The sequence below is a fragment of the Neobacillus niacini genome (genome assembly GCF_036961885.1).
Taxonomy (GTDB): Bacteria; Bacillota; Bacilli; order Bacillales; family Cytobacillaceae; genus Neobacillus; species Neobacillus niacini_H.
This window is the reverse complement of the sequence record NZ_JBALNQ010000029.1, coordinates 1-17,961: the sequence shown is the minus strand read 5'-3', so window position 1 is coordinate 17,961 and position 17,961 is coordinate 1. Positions and strand designations below refer to the sequence as shown.

General features: G+C 38.2%; 17 protein-coding genes and 1 tRNA gene. 3 read left to right on the top strand and 15 right to left on the bottom strand.

Translation table 11 applies throughout. The features are described 5' to 3' along the window. Positions 1-47: 47 nt before the first annotated feature. Genes V7124_RS13195 through V7124_RS13175 form a run of 5 tightly spaced genes read right to left on the bottom strand, consistent with a single transcriptional unit; the run spans position 48 to position 5,608 of the window. Positions 48-1,352, bottom strand: a complete 1,305-nt coding sequence (locus tag V7124_RS13195; protein ID WP_335489722.1) for an FAD-dependent monooxygenase — start codon at positions 1,350-1,352, stop codon at positions 48-50. A gap of 36 nt (positions 1,353-1,388) precedes the next feature. Further along, on the bottom strand, positions 1,389-3,686 hold the full coding sequence (locus V7124_RS13190) for a xanthine dehydrogenase family protein molybdopterin-binding subunit (RefSeq protein ID WP_335489720.1): 2,298 nt from the start codon (positions 3,684-3,686) through the stop codon (positions 1,389-1,391). Beyond that, positions 3,683-4,234 carry a (2Fe-2S)-binding protein gene (locus V7124_RS13185; RefSeq protein WP_335489717.1) on the bottom strand — a complete coding sequence of 184 codons (552 nt, stop codon included), beginning with the start codon at positions 4,232-4,234 and terminating at the stop codon, positions 3,683-3,685. Before V7124_RS13185 ends, V7124_RS13190 begins: the two co-directional genes overlap by 4 nt. Next, a complete protein-coding gene (locus tag V7124_RS13180; protein ID WP_335489713.1) occupies positions 4,234-5,115 on the bottom strand; it encodes an FAD binding domain-containing protein in 882 nt (293 codons plus the stop codon). The genes V7124_RS13185 and V7124_RS13180 overlap by 1 nt, the downstream gene beginning before the upstream one ends. A gap of 34 nt (positions 5,116-5,149) precedes the next feature. Next, positions 5,150-5,608, bottom strand: a complete 459-nt coding sequence (locus V7124_RS13175; RefSeq protein WP_335489710.1) for a CoxG family protein — start codon at positions 5,606-5,608, stop codon at positions 5,150-5,152. Positions 5,609-5,905: 297 nt separating this feature from the next. On the opposite strand from V7124_RS13175, the gene V7124_RS13170 reads away from it, so the two are divergent. Then, complete coding sequence (locus V7124_RS13170) at positions 5,906-6,778, top strand: LysR family transcriptional regulator (RefSeq protein WP_335489707.1); 873 nt, start codon at positions 5,906-5,908, stop codon at positions 6,776-6,778. A gap of 335 nt (positions 6,779-7,113) precedes the next feature. Here V7124_RS13170 and V7124_RS13165 read toward each other — a convergent pair. Further along, positions 7,114-7,210 (bottom strand) — tRNA-Sec (locus tag V7124_RS13165). Between the two features lie 218 nt (positions 7,211-7,428). On the opposite strand from V7124_RS13165, the gene V7124_RS13160 reads away from it, so the two are divergent. Continuing rightward, entirely contained in the window at positions 7,429-7,857 is a 429-nt protein-coding gene (locus V7124_RS13160; protein ID WP_335489704.1) for a DUF2621 domain-containing protein, read from the top strand. A gap of 263 nt (positions 7,858-8,120) precedes the next feature. On the opposite strand, the gene V7124_RS13155 is transcribed toward V7124_RS13160, so the two are convergent. Continuing rightward, positions 8,121-8,591 carry a CcdC family protein gene (locus V7124_RS13155; protein WP_335489702.1) on the bottom strand — a complete coding sequence of 157 codons (471 nt, stop codon included), beginning with the start codon at positions 8,589-8,591 and terminating at the stop codon, positions 8,121-8,123. A gap of 107 nt (positions 8,592-8,698) precedes the next feature. Further along, positions 8,699-9,406 (bottom strand): cytochrome c biogenesis CcdA family protein, encoded by a 708-nt coding sequence (locus tag V7124_RS13150; RefSeq protein WP_335489699.1) that lies wholly within the window; start codon positions 9,404-9,406, stop codon positions 8,699-8,701. A gap of 212 nt (positions 9,407-9,618) precedes the next feature. On the opposite strand from V7124_RS13150, the gene V7124_RS13145 reads away from it, so the two are divergent. After that, entirely contained in the window at positions 9,619-9,861 is a 243-nt protein-coding gene (locus V7124_RS13145) for a Spo0E family sporulation regulatory protein-aspartic acid phosphatase (RefSeq protein ID WP_420490534.1), read from the top strand. 41 nt (positions 9,862-9,902) lie between these two features. Here V7124_RS13145 and V7124_RS13140 read toward each other — a convergent pair whose 3' ends face one another. The 7 genes from V7124_RS13140 to tkt all read right to left on the bottom strand — a co-directional run bounded on the left by V7124_RS13140 (position 9,903) and on the right by tkt (position 17,902). Then, positions 9,903-11,696 carry an ABC transporter ATP-binding protein gene (locus tag V7124_RS13140; protein WP_335490137.1) on the bottom strand — a complete coding sequence of 598 codons (1,794 nt, stop codon included), beginning with the start codon at positions 11,694-11,696 and terminating at the stop codon, positions 9,903-9,905. 1 nt (position 11,697) lies between these two features. Continuing rightward, the gene (locus tag V7124_RS13135; RefSeq protein WP_335489696.1) at positions 11,698-13,449 is read right to left on the bottom strand and encodes an ABC transporter ATP-binding protein; all 1,752 of its coding nucleotides are present in this window, start codon (positions 13,447-13,449) and stop codon (positions 11,698-11,700) included. A gap of 164 nt (positions 13,450-13,613) precedes the next feature. Continuing rightward, positions 13,614-14,111 (bottom strand): hypothetical protein, encoded by a 498-nt coding sequence (locus V7124_RS13130; protein ID WP_335489694.1) that lies wholly within the window; start codon positions 14,109-14,111, stop codon positions 13,614-13,616. A gap of 135 nt (positions 14,112-14,246) precedes the next feature. Beyond that, a complete protein-coding gene (locus V7124_RS13125) occupies positions 14,247-14,666 on the bottom strand; it encodes a hypothetical protein (RefSeq protein WP_335489691.1) in 420 nt (139 codons plus the stop codon). Positions 14,667-14,906: 240 nt separating this feature from the next. After that, the gene (locus V7124_RS13120; RefSeq protein WP_335419592.1) at positions 14,907-15,128 is read right to left on the bottom strand and encodes a YneF family protein; all 222 of its coding nucleotides are present in this window, start codon (positions 15,126-15,128) and stop codon (positions 14,907-14,909) included. Positions 15,129-15,206: 78 nt separating this feature from the next. Then, the gene (gene sirA / locus V7124_RS13115) at positions 15,207-15,647 is read right to left on the bottom strand and encodes a sporulation inhibitor of replication protein SirA (protein ID WP_335489688.1); all 441 of its coding nucleotides are present in this window, start codon (positions 15,645-15,647) and stop codon (positions 15,207-15,209) included. A 251-nt stretch (positions 15,648-15,898) separates the two neighbouring features. Beyond that, complete coding sequence (gene tkt / locus V7124_RS13110; RefSeq protein WP_335489685.1) at positions 15,899-17,902, bottom strand: transketolase; 2,004 nt, start codon at positions 17,900-17,902, stop codon at positions 15,899-15,901. Positions 17,903-17,961 lie beyond the last annotated feature (59 nt).

Sequence of the window (17,961 nt, the reverse complement as noted above, 5' to 3'; positions counted from 1 at the left end):
ACTCTCCTTGTAAACTAGTTTTCTCAAAAACATGCATTTTCTTCGCCCTAGATGCTGATATGTTCTATCCTATCTGACGTTTTATCACTTTCAAAAATAAAGGCATCATCAATATCAAGCGGCTTTTCTCTCGTAAATAATTTTTTATAGGTCTCTCTGATATCTGGCATTTTGGTTGCAATATTAAACATAAGCGGAGCCAGTTCCTTCTTAACAGGTTGTCTTGTCAAGAATTTCTCCAATGTTGTTTGAAGGTTTTGGATTAGTTTTACCTCTTCATGACGTCTACTTTGCACCTGTTTAAGAGTTTGGAGTGATAAATCATTGTTCTTGAAACCTTTATACAGAACATCCGCTGTAATTACAGCCGTTCCCATGGCTAGAGTGCTTCCTACTGCTCCCCATGGAGTCACGCAGTGGGCTGCATCACCGATGAGTAAAAGTCCATCCTTTGCCCAATCTCTTACATAGCGCATTTTGCATAGAAGAAGAACGAAATCCTTGAAATCTGTTACATATTCAAAGTGGTCCTTTAATATAGGATTATCTTCAATTATTTTTGCCTTAAACGATTCAATGCCTTCCTTCTTTATTTGCTGGTATTCACCTTTTGTTAATGAAATTCCACATTGAATGTATCCTCCTAGTTTTGGAAGGAATAGGTAATTATAGTTTTTCTGAAAATAAAAGTGATAAATATTGTAGTCCCAATGTTCTGGCTTTTCAAATGAGAACCATAATAAATCATTATCGTGGTACTCAAGGTCCACTTCAAACTGGCCAAGCTTTTCAATGGTAGAGTTTCTTCCATCTACGCCCACTGTAACTCTTGCATGGACATTCAAATCTCCAACAAATACTTCATCCTTCAAGAAATTGATTTGCTCGCCTGGCTTTGCCTGAGCATATACGCCACCCGTCTTATCTCCTTCTTTTATAAGGTTTCTTACTTTCGTATTAAAGAGAAGCTTAAAGTTTGGATATTCCTTTGCTTTATGAAGGAGCCCTGCTAAAAGAGTGGGTTGTGTCAGCCTTGCACAGTAGCTTTCCCCCTCAATTAAACTATCAAATTTAAGATTCATGATTGGATTACTGTTATGGAACACTGTCACCTCAGGGATTTTCACATGATCATGCGACTCAATATAATCTAATAAATTTAATTGTTTCATTAATTGGACAAAACGCGGTTGGGTAATTTCACCGCGATATTCTCTGTGAAAGTCTGGATTTTGCTCAAGCACCGTGATTTCTAATCCCTGTTTGGCCAAAAGCAGTCCTAAAAGCAATCCTGCCGGCCCAGCTCCAACGATACACACATCAGACTTAATGTCTTTAACTGCATTCACCACTATCAACATCACCTTTTCTTCAATTATTTATATTTCTTAACCCCTAATAGATGGCCCTTTTTTTATGGCCTCTCTGATCTGTTCAGGTCGAATTGGCAAGGAAGTTAGATGGAGTGGATATTTTTCCAACGCATGGCTAATCGCATTGGCAATGGCCGGTGCTACGGCAACTGTACCTCCTTCACCTGCTCCTTTGGCACCTAAAGGGTTTAATGGAGAAGGGGAAATCTCCAAGATATTAATATCAATTTCCGGAACTTCCATTGAACTCGGCAGCAAATAGTCCATAAAGGATCCTGTGATGAGCTGTCCGTTGTCGTCATATCGAAGTTCCTCATACATGGCTCCCCCCAGACCCTGTGCCATTCCACCAACAAGTTGCCCTTTGACAAGCATCGGATTAATTGCTTTGCCTACATCATAAGCAATATAATACTTTTCAATCTTCACTTTTCCTGTTTCCAAATCAACGGCAACCTCCGCGGCATGGATTCCATAAGGATAGGACATATGATCGATTGAAAATGTGTATTTTTCACGTAGTTCAATCCCCTGTGCTTTCGCCACTTTTAGGATAGATGAGATGGAACAAAGCTTTAGCCCCGTTGTAACTTGGGTAATTACTTCCTCTTTGATATCGAGATCTTCACTTGGAAGATGGTATTGGTCAGCAGCAACCTGCAAAATCTTCTTTTTCAGTTCAGCCGATGCATAATATGCGGCAGAACCGCCAACTACCGTCCCTCTGGTTGCAAAAGAACCGTTCCCCTTTTCTACCACATCGGTATCTCCATGGATAACTTTTACCTTTGAATATGGAATTCCCAATTGCTCGGAGCAAATCTGGGCAAGTGCTGTTTCTACACCTTGACCAACATCCGCTAAACCTGTTTTACAAATCAACTCTCCATTTCCTGCAAACTCAACTTCGCAAAACTCCCAAGGCCCTAGTCCAGATTTTTCAACAAACATGGCAAACCCTAGACCTATAAACTTTCCATTCTGTTCAGCTTGAGCCTTTCTTTTATGGAAATTCTCCCAGTCCATTTCTTCCTTAGCAATAGCAAGGATTTGTGGATAATCACCGCTATCATATTCAACTAACTGCCCTAAGGCTGAAATTCCATTCGTATACGGCATTTGATTTGGTTGAATTAAATTCCTTTCTCTTACGACAGTCGGGTCTAAATTAAGCTTCTTTGCGACCAAATCGATCACCCGCTCCCGGACAAACGTTCCTTCAAATCTGCCAGGTCCACGATAGGTACCAGTTGGGGTCTTATTGGTTGCAACGACATGTACTTTGAAATCTAATCCTTGGATATCATAAGGTCCGGCTAACAATCCCTGTGTCAAAACCGGAACCGTAATGCCATGCGTACGAATATAAGCACCCGTATCAACATAAATTTCATCTTTAAAAGCGTGGATTCTCCCTGTTTCATCAAATCCTACGACCACATGATGCTTCTGCTCACGAGAATGGTTCGTCGCTTTCATATGTTCCAGACGGTCCTCAATCCACTTAACAGGCTTCCCAATCTTAAGTGCCGCATAAGGAATGAGATAGTCTTCTGGATAAAACTCTCCCCTTGGACCAAATCCGCCGCCTACATCTGTCTCAATAAACCGGATTTCTTTTTTATCTTTCTTTAAAAGCCTGGAAAGAATTTGATGATTAAAATGGACTACTTTTGTTGGTCCATATACAGTCAAGCGCTTATTCTCATCTACAAAAGCTAGGAGCCCCCTTGTTTCCAATGGAATACCTGAATGCCTTTGTACATATAAATCTTCTTCCAGTTGATAGGGGCTATTTTTTAAAAGTTCATCAATATCTCCTTTTTTGGAATGGAGCAGAAAGAGATCATTGCTCCCAATTTTCGGATGCAATATCTCAGTGTCAGGATGCAGTGCCTGATGGACGTCAATGATTGGGTCCAGCGGTTCATAATATACATCTATTAATTCTGCCGCATCCTCTGCCATATATCTGTTTGAGGCAACAATGAGCGCAACCGGTTCCCCGGCATACAGAACTTTCTCTTTTGCCAGCGGATACTGCAAAGCCATCGTTAACGCTTCATTTGGTGCAAGACGCATTGGAATTGCCTCAAGGTCCTTGGGCAAATCATCACCAGTCAAGATTAACTGAACATCTGGTAATTGCTTTGCCTTTTCGGTATCGATTCGGAGAATTTTTGCGTGAGCATGCGGGCTGCGAACGATAACCGCTTCACATTGATCTGGCAGCAGGATATCTCCAACATATTGACCCTTACCTATAAGTAAGCGCGGATCCTCAATCCGCTTTACACTTTTGCCAATGGTCATACTTCCACCTCCGCGCTAGGAAATACCATCCTTTTATCAGCAGGTCCTTCTAAACTTTCTTTTTTCTTATTGATTATTTCCGCAGCCAATTCAACGGCTTCGACGATATTCTGGTATCCTGTACAACGGCAAAGATTACCGGAGATTCCTTCCCTAATTTGTTCCCGGGTAGGATTATGATTTTTTTCAAGAAAATCATAAGCGGTCATCAGCATTCCAGAGGTGCAAAAACCACATTGGAGCCCATGTTTTTCCCAGAACGCTTGCTGTAATGGATGAAAGTCACAGCTGTTTTCAGCTAATCCTTCTACTGTCTTAATCTCTGCTTTATCGGCTTGAACGCCAAAGGCTAGGCAGGACCTTATAGGCCGACCATCCATGATGACCGTACATGCTCCACATATTCCATGCTCACAGCCAACATGTGTCCCTGTTAAACGAAGCTCATCGCGCAGCACATCGGATAATAACATCCTGGGCTCCACTTGTACGTTATATCCCTTTCCATTCACGGAAAATGTAATGTTTCTTAAATTACTTTGCGACATCATTTCACCTCCGAAATACTAGCTCGATTGCTAGCCAATAGTAAAACACGCTTAGCATAAGTGATACTTAAATCTTTTCGATATTCCGCACTTGCATGTACATCCGGCTCAGGATCAATGAACTCCCCAATTAAATTGCAGCACTCACTGATCAACTCATCGTCAGGAAAATGTCCGATTAACCCCTCTGTCACTTCTTCTAAAACGACAGGAACTCCGTCAACCCCTCCCAGGCAGAGGGTAGCAGCGCTTATCTTACCTTCTTCATCGAGCGTTACCATCGCCGCTGCCAAGACGATTCCAAAATCCCCTTTTCTTAATGTGAATTCATCGATTGCAAATCCCGTTCTTTTTGGCGGTAAGGGAATTTCGACTGAAACTAGAATTTCATTCATTTCCATCGCCGTTGTCATATAGGTGATAAAGAATTCATCCGTCGTAACTGTTCTTAATCCATCTGATGATGCGAGAGTAATCGTCGCTCCCAATGTCGCTAGCATTACAGGAAGTTCGGCCGTAGGATCAGCATGTGCCACACTGCCCCCAATGGTCCCACGAGACCTTATTTGAGAATGTCCAATTAATTTCATCCCTTCAGACAACAAGGGACAAACTTGACTAATTTTCTCCGACTCTTCCACTTGATAATGACGAGTCATACCACCAATTTGAACAACGGAATCATTAACACGAATATAATTGAGGTCAGAAATGTTATTAATATCGATAATTACTTTAGGGCGCGCTAGACGCATATTCATCATCGGGATTAGACTCTGTCCCCCCGACATAATTTTGGCGTCAAAACCAAATTCCTCCAATAAATCCAATGCTTCATTAAGTTCTGTTGGAGTATGATATTCAAAAACTGCTGGTTTCACAGTATCCCTCTTTTCCTAGCTAAATCGTATATTCCTATTCCATTTCAAAAGCTGCTCTTGCTTTTGTTTCCTTAGCGATTTTCTTAAAGAAATCCTTCACGATCATTTTGGCAATGCCGGACAAGATGCGCTGTCCAACCCCTGCAATCACGCCTCCAACTTTTGCTTCCCCATCATATCGAATGGTTGTCTTTGGCTCGTTATAATCAAGTTCCACGATTGCATTTCCTTCTATAAATCCCATTTTACTGTCAGCTTTCATAAGAAGCTGGTAGCGGTTTGGTGCTGATTTTTCTAGGATTTTAATCTCCGCTTCATATTCGCCGCGTACTGCTGCGATTCCAAGTATGATTTCTGCCTTGTAATTGTCAGGCTCGACTTCAGATAAAACTTTACACCCAGGGGTTGCATTCTTGAGAACCTCCGGATCATTCAAAGCGTTCCAAACTTCTTCTTGGCTAGCATCCACAATAATTTCACCTTTTACATTCATTTTTCAAACCCACCCATTCACTTTTATTTAGTTTACAAATCTGATTTCAAAGGATAGATGTAATTTTTGAATCATCAGAATTTTTTTATATCTTAAAATCAGTGTAAAAGATACGATACACACTTGTGAAATGCCTATTTTTTATATAATCATAAACTTTTTGTATTTCCACCTTGATTTTACGTTTACTCATTGTGATTAATCATTTACTTATGTTAAATACATGATATAATAAATTTATTAAATTATCAATATTCAGAATATTAATTTTATAAAAATTGGAAGGGGATGCTTAGGATGAACTTACTGTTTTTGGAAACATTTCTATATGTCTGTAATAATGGAAACTTCACAGAGGCAGCAAAGAACCTATTTGTACCTCAGCCCACAGTCACGAATAGAATTCGCAACTTAGAAGAAGAACTGGGTCAGGAATTGTTCGTCAGAGGTAAAACAGGAAAGCGCAGTGTAGAATTAACAAAGGCAGGGAGGCTCTTTCTTCCATATGCTCAACAAGTGATGGAAACGTTAAAAACAGCAAAAATGGTAATCAACCAAACTGCAGATGAAAATTTAATAACGGTTGGAAGTGCGATCGCCTTAACGCATCCTTTTATTTATGAAAAAATTAATCAGTTGCATGAAGTCCGAAATAAAAATATAAATCTTCTCATCATGGACCAGTCACTGATTGTCAATTCATTGATCGAAGAGAATCTTGATTTAGCTTTTGTAACCACACCTATTAACAATAAGCAATTAGCCTCCTACCCGGTTTTCAATGAAAAATATGGGTTAGTGGTTTCAAACAAGCATCCACTCGCTAGAAAAAAATCCATAAAAAAAATCAAAGATTTAGAAGACCAATTTTTAATTTTCTACAAGCCCTTTGCAAAAAATCAAACCATTTTCGAAAATATTAAATCAAGAAAAAGGATCACCACCAATCAAATTGAGTTAATAAAGGAACTGATTCATTGCCAAAATGGGGTATCATTCCTACCTTCGCATGCTTTCAATAATGAAATTGAAAAAGGTGATTTAGTATACATTCCCATTCATGAAAGCTTAATATCTTGTGATATTCAATATTATCTAGCATTCAGAAAAAACGAGCTTTTCTATGAAGATATTTTCTTTTCTGAATTTGCATCTAAGAAACTATCCTAATATTACCCAGTTCCCAAGAGAAAACAGTAAAAAAGAGGAAGCGCTCGCTGCTCTCCTCTTTACATTTACTGCTATTAATGTCAATATTGCCTGTAACTTCTTGCCTAGGGTGCTTAGTATGAAAGAAGCCTCACAGTGTGGGTCACCGTGAGGCTTAATGCATAGCACACATACTTTTGGTTTGGTTCACCATCCAAAATTTCTACATAAAAATAACCCCCTACAATTTAGGTGGTTAAGAGTGAATCTCTCTACAGTCTCACTAAACAATCTGCAAAATCCCCGTAAAAAACACGAGAGAGACTCTGAAGGGAAAATAGTAAGTAATATTGGGTTGGCGGGACTGTGTGAGAATCGAACTCACCAGACCTGGCACGCAGGTCTCAAGCAGTTTTGAAGACTGTGGAGGACACCAGTACCCCATTCAGCCCCGTAATTATTATAGTGAAAAAGGTATTTACTATTTGTAATCATAATACAATGAAATATGGTAAATTTCAATAGAGTTGGCGTTATTGTCATTTTTTCGACAACTTTTGCAATCGCACTTAAAATTGTAATTTTCCTTGGTAATTAAGTGATTACTTGTCTTTTACCCTATGTTCAGACTATAATAAGTAGATGAAAATAGTAATATGTGGGTGATTTTAATGCAGTTAACTGGTTGGTTTCTCTGGTTTATTCTAATATGGATCTTTGCCTTTGCTGGGGCAATGGCGATTGGCGGATTTTTTATGTTCCGTAAGTTCTTAAAGAAAATGCCAAAAGAAGATGGCAAATCGGTGATGGACTGGGAAGAATACTATGTGAATCAAACTCGTCATTTATGGGGCGAGAATGAAAAAACACTATTAGAAGATTTAGTCAGCCCTGTGCCTGAGCTCTTTCGTGACGTTGCCAGGCATAAAATAGCCGGGAAAATCGGTGAGCTAGCGCTTAATGAAAAAATACCAAAAATCACTGAAGAACTTGTCATCCGCGGTTATATCCAAGCAACACCAAAAAGAGATCATAAGTTTCTACGAAAAAAGCTTTTTGAAAATCGAATTGATGTCGCTCCTTATGAGCACTTATTTTAAACCGTCCAATTGTGACGGTTTTTTATTTTTGTTGATTGGTTCATGAAGCCCAAAATTGACAGGTATCAAAGTAAATGGGTCTCATGAATGCTTCATGAAGATCGAAATTGATATTCATAAGAGAAAATGGGCCTCATGAACAGTTCATGAGGCCCAAAATCGACATTTATCAAAGTAAATGGGTCTCATGAAAATGATTTTAAAAATCGATTCCATAAACCGCATAAAAAAACCTCTGACCCCAAAAGAATCAGTGTCCTACATCAATTTCCATGAAGCTGCTTATAAAGCTTTTTATAATCCAAATACATCGCGATCCGCCACGGAACGATCATACTAAACGCAAGCAGGAAGAACATCCCGCTTAGTTCTCCAAAGTCAATCGTGGTGCTTAAAATGGATTTTAAACCAAGCCTAACCACTAATAGTCCGACCAATATATACATAAATGCTCTCGAGCGTTTCAGATAGATTTCGTTCTCTCGTATTTCAAATTTAGAGGTTTTAATCAACAGAATGGAAAAAAGCATTCCCACAATTACTACCTCGGCAATTTCTAATGCAGATAAGCGAAATTGTGGTACTACATACATTAAGGCCCCACTTGACATAAATACCGGAGGCAGGATGATCTTTAATGCATTTGTGGGTTTCTTTGCAGCTTTCATGCGGACAAATAAAGCAAATATCCCCATAAAGACCGCTCCAATTGAAGAAACAACAACGAAGTTCATAGGTTTCAACCCCTAATTCCTAATTAAGAATCCGAAATACATATTGAGAATTTCAGATATTACTATAATAAATTTTTGTATAATTATCAATGTGAATGTTTTGGGAATTAGAATCCTGTAAACCCACCAAACATTCCTGAGAAAATGGTAATGATTTTAGTCATCCAGTCAAAAAAGAGCACAAAACCCATGACAATCATGAACCAACCACCGATTTTAACAATCTTACCGCTATTTCTGCGAATCCATTTCATTCTGCCGACAAAAAAGGACATGATTAAAAATGGAATGGCGAACCCTAATGAGTACGCGGTCATGTATAAAACACCTGATCCAGGATTTGAAGCAGCAAGTAAAATAACGGAAGTTAGAATTGGACCGGTACATGGAGTCCATCCAGCAGCAAAGGCCATACCAATTAGTATAGACCCGATAAAGCCCGAAGGTCGATTTTTAAATTCTAATTTACGATCCTTCATTAAAAACTCAGGTTTAAATACACCAACTATAATTAGTCCAAACAACACAATAAAGATTGCACCAAGTTGACGGATTAAATCTTTATACTCCATGAAAAAACGGCCAACAAACGATGTTCCAAAGCCTATGGCGATGAAAATAGCCGAAAATCCAATAAGGAAAAAGATAGTATGTAGTAGACTCCGCTTTTGCAGCATGGCATTCTCGGTTTTCAATTCCCCAACAGACATCCCAGTGATATAAGAAAGAAATGCAGGGTAGAGCGGTAAACAGCATGGTGAGATAAAACTTAGAAAGCCAGCGCCTAGGGCTAAAAATATATTTACATCCGTCATATTAACACTCCCAGTATAGTCGATACTGTTTCATTTTAACAAAACTTTCCCCTAAAAGATAATGGTTAACATGAATATTTTGTGTCTCTAGAAGTTTATTACTATTTCCTTCAAAAACATTACAAGTAATCTACCATTTTCATACTTTTTTTGGATGTTTTTTTACAAATGTCTTTGAATAAATTCCCATCTTAGGTTATACTAGTAAAACATTGGTAGCGAATTTTCTATCAATGTTTTCTATTATTGGAGTTTCTCCGGAAAGGACCACGGCTATGATCAAACAAGACCTCATTGCACTAATCGAAAAAAAGCGTACTGAATTAATTCAAGTTGCGGTCACAAACGGTCTGACTTCCTCCATTGCGATTCACTATAGTCAGGAACTAGACCATCTATTAAACGAATATAATCGAAAGTATATAAAGAAAACTCGCCGAGTGGCGAGTCTCTAAAGTGACTTAAAATCCTGGCAATTTGCCAGGATTTTTATTTTCTAATGAATAACATCCTCTAAACGCTCCACTGCACCATTTTGTAATAGGAACATTTTATGATACAACCCGCCAAGCGCTAATAGCTCTTGGTGTGTGCCTCGTTCGACAATTTCCCCTTGGTGCAAGACAAGGATTAAATTGGCATCCTGGATCGTCGATAACCGGTGGGCAATGGCAATTGTCGTCCGCCCTTTTCGCATTTTTGCAAGGGCTGTTTGAATGGCTTCCTCCGTTTCAGTATCGATATTGGCAGTAGCCTCATCAAGAACGAGGATCTTTGGATTCGCTGCAATCGTCCTTGCAAACGCAATTAATTGCCGCTGACCACTTGAAAAGGTAGAACCTCTCTCCACTACTTTATGATCATAGGAATCTTCTAGTTTTTCTATAAACGTATGCGCTTGAACAAAATGTGCTGCATCCTCCACTTGTTCATCTGTTAAATGATGATGATGGAGTGTAATATTGTCTCTTACGGTTCCGTAAAACAAAAATGGATCTTGGAGAACTAGCCCCATTTTTTCTCTAAGTTCATCCTTGGAAAAGTTGCGAATCGATTGACCATCGATTAAAATATCGCCATTCTCGTACTCGTAAAACCTCATTAATAAATTGATGATGGAGCTTTTACCGCTCCCAGTATGTCCTACAAGTGCGACGGTTTCCCCTGGATGTGCAGTAAAGGAGATATTTTTTAAGACATCGCGCTGGCCATCATAGGAAAACGTTAAATTCTTAAATTCAATTCTGCCTTCTTCAATCGACAGAGCACTTTCTTCATTTTGTGCAGGTGCCAATTCTTGCTTATCAAGTATCCTGAATACACGAGCACCAGCCACAATCGCTTGCTGGTATAAAGATAATCTCATCATCATATTGTTCACAGGTTCAAAGAATCGTTCTAGGTAGTTAACAAAGGCGTATAACACACCGATTTCAACCGGGCTATCTAATGACGTGATACCAAAATAATTTAATACAATGATTAATCCAAATATAAAAATTAAGTCAACGGCCGGACGGAGCAATAAAGCATCAATCTTAATATTCTTCATCCCAGCATTATAGTGCTTTTCATTAATGTCTTCGAACTCTTGACGAAGTCTTTTTTCCTGGCGGAATACCTGAATAATACTCATTCCCTGCAAGGATTCACTAAGCTTTGCATTTAATTGACTCAATCTCTCCCGCATATCTAAATAGAAACGAGAGCTTAATTTTCGATACAAACTCATGACTAAGAGAATTAATGGTATAAAAATAAGACAAAACAGTGCAAGCTTAACATCTAAAATAAACATGGTCACAAAAATACCCGTCAATAAAAATCCACTTTGGATAAATGTGGAAAGTACTGTGACAAACATATCTTTGATGGCCTCGGTATCGTTCGTCACCCTTGAAACAATACTTCCTGCCGGCGTTTGATCAAAATACTTTAATCCTAGTGACTGTACCTTAGAAAAAATATCAACTCGGAGCTGTTGAATGATTTTTAAAGCAATCTCTTGAAACTTTACTAACTGAAAAAACAGCAGAATTGATTTAATGATCTGTATTCCCAGATAGCTTACTCCAAGAATCACTAAGGGCTCAAATACTAAATTTCCAGGTGTTAAGTAATCATCAATAAAGATTTTTACTAACATCGGACCTGCTAATTCTCCCAAGGTTGTTAAAACCAGCAAACTGAACGCCAGGATTAATGCCTTCTTATGTGGTTTCGTATAGGAGAGCAGGCGATAGAGAACATTTCTTTGCTCTCTTTCAGACAGCTTTGCTGTGTCTTCCATTTTAATGTCCTCCATGCTCTACCAACTCCTCTAGCTGCTGACGTAAATACATTTCCTTGTACCAACCACCTGTTACCATTAGGTCTTCATGTGTTCCCCGTTCAATCACCTTGCCCTGATCCAGAACAAGTATTAAGTTTGCATGTTGGATGGCACTTAAGCGATGTGAAGTAATAATCGTTGTTTTTCCATCACGATTTTTTCTTAGTGCGGAAAGAATCGCTTCCTCTGTTTTGGCATCGACTGCAGATAGAGAATCATCTAGGATTAACACTTCAGGATTCATCATAAGTGCACGAGCAATTGAAATCCTTTGCTTCTGACCTCCTGATAACGATACTCCCCTCTCGCCTACGATGGTTTCATACCCTTCCGTAAATTGAAGAATATCCTCGTGAATATAGGCTAATTTCGCAGCATTATAGATTTCTTCCCGCGGAGCGTTAGGGTTAGTAAAAGCGATATTTTCAGCAACGGTCGCCGAAAATAAGAAATGATCCTGTGGAACATAGCCAATGGCCTCGCGTAGTTTCTCCATCTTATATTTTTGAAGTGGATGATCTCCGAAGGTAATTCCACCCTGATAATCTTCAAATTCACGAATAAGCAGTTTTAACAGGGTTGTTTTTCCAGCACCTGTTTTCCCAACAATTCCAAGTGTTTCTCCTCTATTAATCGAGAATGAGATATCCTTTATCAATGGCTCTTTTTCGCCTGGGAAGGTGAAATTCTCTATCTCATAGTGGATACCACCGCTTGGCACCACGTCTAAAGCATCACTCTTGTCCGTAATATCCGATTTTTCGCGGAGCAATGCTGCGACACGGTCATAGGAAGCACGCCCGCGTTCCACAATATTAAACAACCAGCCGAATGCTAACATCGGCCAAATTAATAGTCCTAAATAAGTGGTAAAAGAAATGAGTTCTCCAATCGATAGCTCCCCAGCCAACACGTATTTTGAACCAAAGGTAATAGCAAGGAAAAAGGATATTCCCACAATGATAGAAATCGTTGGATCATATAATGAATCGATTTTGGCTACGACAATATTTTTTTGAACGACATCTTCTGATTGCTTTCTAAAATCCTCAATATCCTCTTTTTCCTGACCAAACGTTTTAATCACCTTGATACCAGATATACTTTCCTGTGTTTTATCATTCAAGTCGGAAAAGGCTTCTTGAGCTTTGTAAAAGGTTTTATGCAGCATGGTACCAAACCAATTTGTTAGGATTGCCATAAATGGCATAGGAATTAAGCAAATCAACGTTAACTTCCAGCTGATGGTAAAAGCCATTGCAAGTAGGACCATCCCACCTGTTGAAAGTGAATCCACTAATGTTAAGACTCCCGCTCCAGCTGTTTGTTGAATGGCACTTAAGTCATTTGTCGCATGTGCCATTAAATCTCCGGTCCTTCGTTTTTGATAAAACGAGGGAGACATGTTTGTAAAGTGTTGATATAACCGATTTCTTAACTGTCTGCTAAGCTTTACTGCCGAACCAAATATCATAATCCTCCAAAAAAACCGCAAGACATACATCCCAAGACCAGCGGCCACTAAAATTGCCATCCATTCAAAGAGTAACCCTTTTGTGAGAGTACCGTCGTTAATATGGTCGGCAATCACACCAATAACCCTTGGCGGTACAAGTTGAAGCAATGCAACGAATAGCAAAATAAAAATTCCTGATATGTATGCTTTTTTTTCTTGCTTAAAAAACCAGCCTAATTCTAAAAATACTTTCATAACCGTCCCCCGCACATCATTCAACTTAACTTTTATTCATTAACTACATCGTACCCGAAGGTTTATTTTATCAAATATTATTAAAATAATAAAGATTAAGACACTTATCATTTTCAGAGAAAAAGCACCCATTTGTATGAGTGCTTATCCCTGACGTTATTCGATTATTTCGCAGCTTGTTTTTCGAGTTCCTCTGTGTAAAATGCAGCCTTTTCTTCTGATACTTTTCGTAATTCATCTACTTCAGCTTTGATTTCATCAGGTACATATTTTGCTCGATTTAAATAATTCACGACAACCATATAATCCGTTTTTGCAGCATTTACGTCTGTCTCATTTGTGGTTGGATCGACATATGATTTAGCTTGAATTTCATTATTTTTGATAAAAGCAGAAGCAAGGTAATAGAAATTCTTTTGTTCTTCCGTTTTTAAGTTAATTGCATCTTTAATAACCGCTTCGTAATTTTTTTCCACCATTAAATTAGTGAATTTTTGATCCTCTGCTGTTAGTTCTTTCTTCGTTTCACTATCTTTAGAAGCGCTTGTACCCTCTTCTGTTTTTGTTTGTTCAGGGGTTGTCTTTGCTTCTTCTTTTTCCTGCGTTCCACAGGCAGTTAATACTAAAAGTAATAATAAAATAAGTGATAAAACTTTTTTCATGACAAAATGCTCCTTTATGTATGTACTTAATGTTAGCGTAACTAGTATGGACTTAATTATCCTATATTTCAATAGGATTTATTAATAAAAGAGTTTTCAAAAAACTCATTAAAAATTTGCGTCCTAGCTAAATAATCATTTAGTTTTCTTGAAGAACTCATACTCTCTTATTAATCTTAAATGGTTACCTGTCTGAAGCATTTCAATTATCTCTTTATTTCCACTCTTAAATGCTTTTTCCTTTTCTATTGCGTTCGGTATGGCTCCATACTTAATTAAATACGCAACGATATACTTATTATCCTTCTGTATAGCTAATTCTAATGCAGACTCACCTAATTGAGATTTTGAATGAGGGGCTGCTCGATAGCTTTCAAAACTTTTCTTAACGCCTTCTGTATCATTATTGAGAATATTATCTATTAGTATCTTGTTTTCTGGCCTATCTATCAATGGGTTATTTTCTAGAGGCTTGTGCTTTTCTTTCTTTTTCAAAAATACAACCCATATTAAAAGAAACACAACGAATGCAGTTAGAATGAAGTTTGTTATCATGATGTAATCTCCAATTTATTATTTGATAAACATATTATATTCCGTCTTTTTGTTTGAAATACAGCAAAAAACCACCCCATCGTTAAATGGTTTATCATTCAACAGAAAAAGTGGTTTGTATGTGCAATTTAAAAGGATTAAGTAATATTCTTTATTTTTTAGAGGAAGGATTAAGTGTTACTATCCCCTTTAATAAGAAATTACTTTCTAACCAAGTGACAAACCCTGATATATCAAGGTTTATTTGCCTTGCTGTTTATTCATAGCTGACATCATTTGGTTGATCTTCTTTTGAGAAGGCTTCATACCCATTTGCATCATCATCATTTTTAACATTTGTTCATTGATTGGTGGATTTTTCTTTAAATAGCTCATCATGTATCTACGAGCAATGAAAAATCCTAGTGCTACACCAGCTACTAATGCTAGTACAACAACTAGAATCCATAGACCTGTACTCATTAAAACTTCCTCCTTCATGTTGTCTACCATACAGTGTACTAAATAAAACGGAAATATACAATATTCACTTTTAAAAGATTAGACATATTTTCTCTCTTTAATAGGCTTTAACCATCCAAAGCGTTGATGGTCGAGATCTAATGCCATAAACGAGGATTCACATTTTCTAAGCACTTCAAAGAAAATGGTTTCCGCTTCATAGCTTCCAGATGCCTCTACCGTGATTAAATCTTGGAACACCCTCAATTTGGCTTTGCTTAGTTTTCCACTTAATTCAATCGAGTATGTACCATGTTCAGCCCGAAAACCCTTCTTTTTTCCAAGTTGTTTTTGAATCAACTGATGAATTTTCAAAACCTCTAACGGCTTGGTTATATAGGTAATTTGTTTGTTGGTAATAAATTTTAATTCACCTTCTGCTATGTCATGTTCCTGAAAAAGCTGAAAAAACATACGCTCTCTTCCGAAGTAATGGGCGGCAAATTCATCTTCTATTAAATAAAGCTGATAATTCCTCACCACGATCTCTCCTTCGTTGATAACCCTTTCTATCAATTATAAATCAAATGCTAGCAAAACATTTGTCTAAATTCGGGAAATATTTTCACTAATATTGTCGAATTCAAAAGATTCTTACAAATTTTATTATACTCATAAATTAAAGGAATGTAACGAAACAATTGAATGTTTCATTCAACGTTCAAAATTTACTATTGATAATCCAAAAAAAGAGAACAGCATTGAGCCGTTCTCTTTAAGATTTTCACTATTTATTGAAGAAGTGCCTTGACACGTGCAACTACATTGTTGACAGTAAAGCCGTATTCTTCCATAATTTTTTCTCCTGGCGCGGATGCTCCAAATGTATCAATCGCTAATACATCGCCCTCATCACCAGTATATTTGTGCCAGCCCATTGAAGAACCAACTTCAATTCCTAGACGCTTTTTCACATTCTTAGGAAGAACTGAATCTTTATATTCTTTGCTTTGCTGTTCAAAACGATCCCATGATGGCATGCTGACCACGGAAACATGAATTCCTTCACCCGCTAATGCCTGTTGAGCTTCAACAGCTAAACTTACTTCTGAACCAGTTGCAAGTAATAGCGCATCAGGAGTTTCTCTTTCAGAAGGTGAAACCACATAAGCACCTTTAGAAACGCCTTCGTATGCATTTTGGTCAGTATTCTTAAGTGTCGGTAAATCCTGACGCGTTAATACTAAAGCAGTAGGTTTGTTTGTAGACTCAACTGCAAGCTTCCATGCTGCAGCTGTCTCATTACCGTCTGCTGGACGAATAATGGAAAGTCCCGGCATTGCACGAAGTGCTGCAAGTTGTTCCACAGGCTCATGAGTTGGACCATCTTCACCAACAGCAATACTATCATGTGTAAATACATACGTAACAGGTAATCCCATGATAGCTGCTAGACGGATTGCAGGACGTAAGTAGTCAGAGAATACAAAGAATGTTCCTCCAAAAATTTTCACTCCGCCATGTAAGGCAATTCCATTCATCGCTGCACCCATTGCAAATTCACGTACACCGAACCAAATATTACGATTCTCATAGCTGCCTGGAGCATAATCGCCAGTACCCTTAATCATGGTTTTATTAGAACCAGCTAGGTCAGCAGATCCGCCAATAAAAATCGGTAGGTTTTTGGCAATACCATTGAGTGCTTCACCAGATGATGCACGGCTAGCCAGGGCTTTGCCTTCGCTGTATACAGGAATATCTTTATCCCAGCCTTCAGGCAATTCATTTCTTAATGCTGCTTCTAATTGATTGGCTAATTCAGGATATTCGTTCTTATATTGTGCAAATAAGTCGTTCCATTCTTTTTCCTTCTTCATACCATTTTCAACGATAAGGTTTTTGAAGTTATCATAAACTTCCTGTGGAACATGGAAATCTTCTTCAAACGTCCATTTGTATGCTTCTTTTGTTAGCTTTAATTCGTCTGCGCCAAGCGGTGATCCATGGACACCAGAAGTTCCAGCGCGGTTAGGAGAACCATAGCCAATCACCGTTCTAACTTCAATCATAGTTGGACGATCAAGATCGTTTCTAGCTTCTTCTAGCGCTTTTGCAATCTCATCTAAATTATTGCCGTCCTCTACGCGAAGATATTGCCAACCATAAGATTGGAAACGTTCTTTAACACTTTCAGAGAAGGATTTATTTAAATCACCATCTAGAGATATATCATTGGAATCGTATAAAACCACTAAACGTCCTAGTTTTAAATGGCCAGCTAATGACGCAGCCTCCGCTGAAACACCCTCCATTAAGTCTCCGTCACCACAAACACCATATGTATAATGGTTTACAATCTCATAATTATCTTTATTATAAACACTTGCCGTATGACGTTCTGCCATTGCCATACCTACTGCCATAGCAATCCCTTGTCCAAGTGGTCCAGTAGTTGCTTCTACACCTTCTGTATGACGATACTCAGGATGTCCAGGAGTTTTACTTCCCCATTGACGGAATTCTTTCAAGTCATCCATTGATAGATTATAACCAGATAGATGAAGCATGCTGTATAATAATGCAGATCCATGTCCTGCAGATAAAACAAATCTATCACGATTAAACCACTGAGGATTTTTTGGATTTTGGTTCATAAAACGAGTCCATAATGTATAGGTCATTGGTGCAGCACCCATAGGCATTCCTGGATGTCCTGAATTCGCTTTTTCAATCATATCAATTGAAAGTGTACGAATAGAGGTTACGGATAAATTATCAATATTTTCAAACATGTAACTAATCACTCCTGTTTCATTAGGATAATAACACTCTTAATATTATAGTTCTCTTT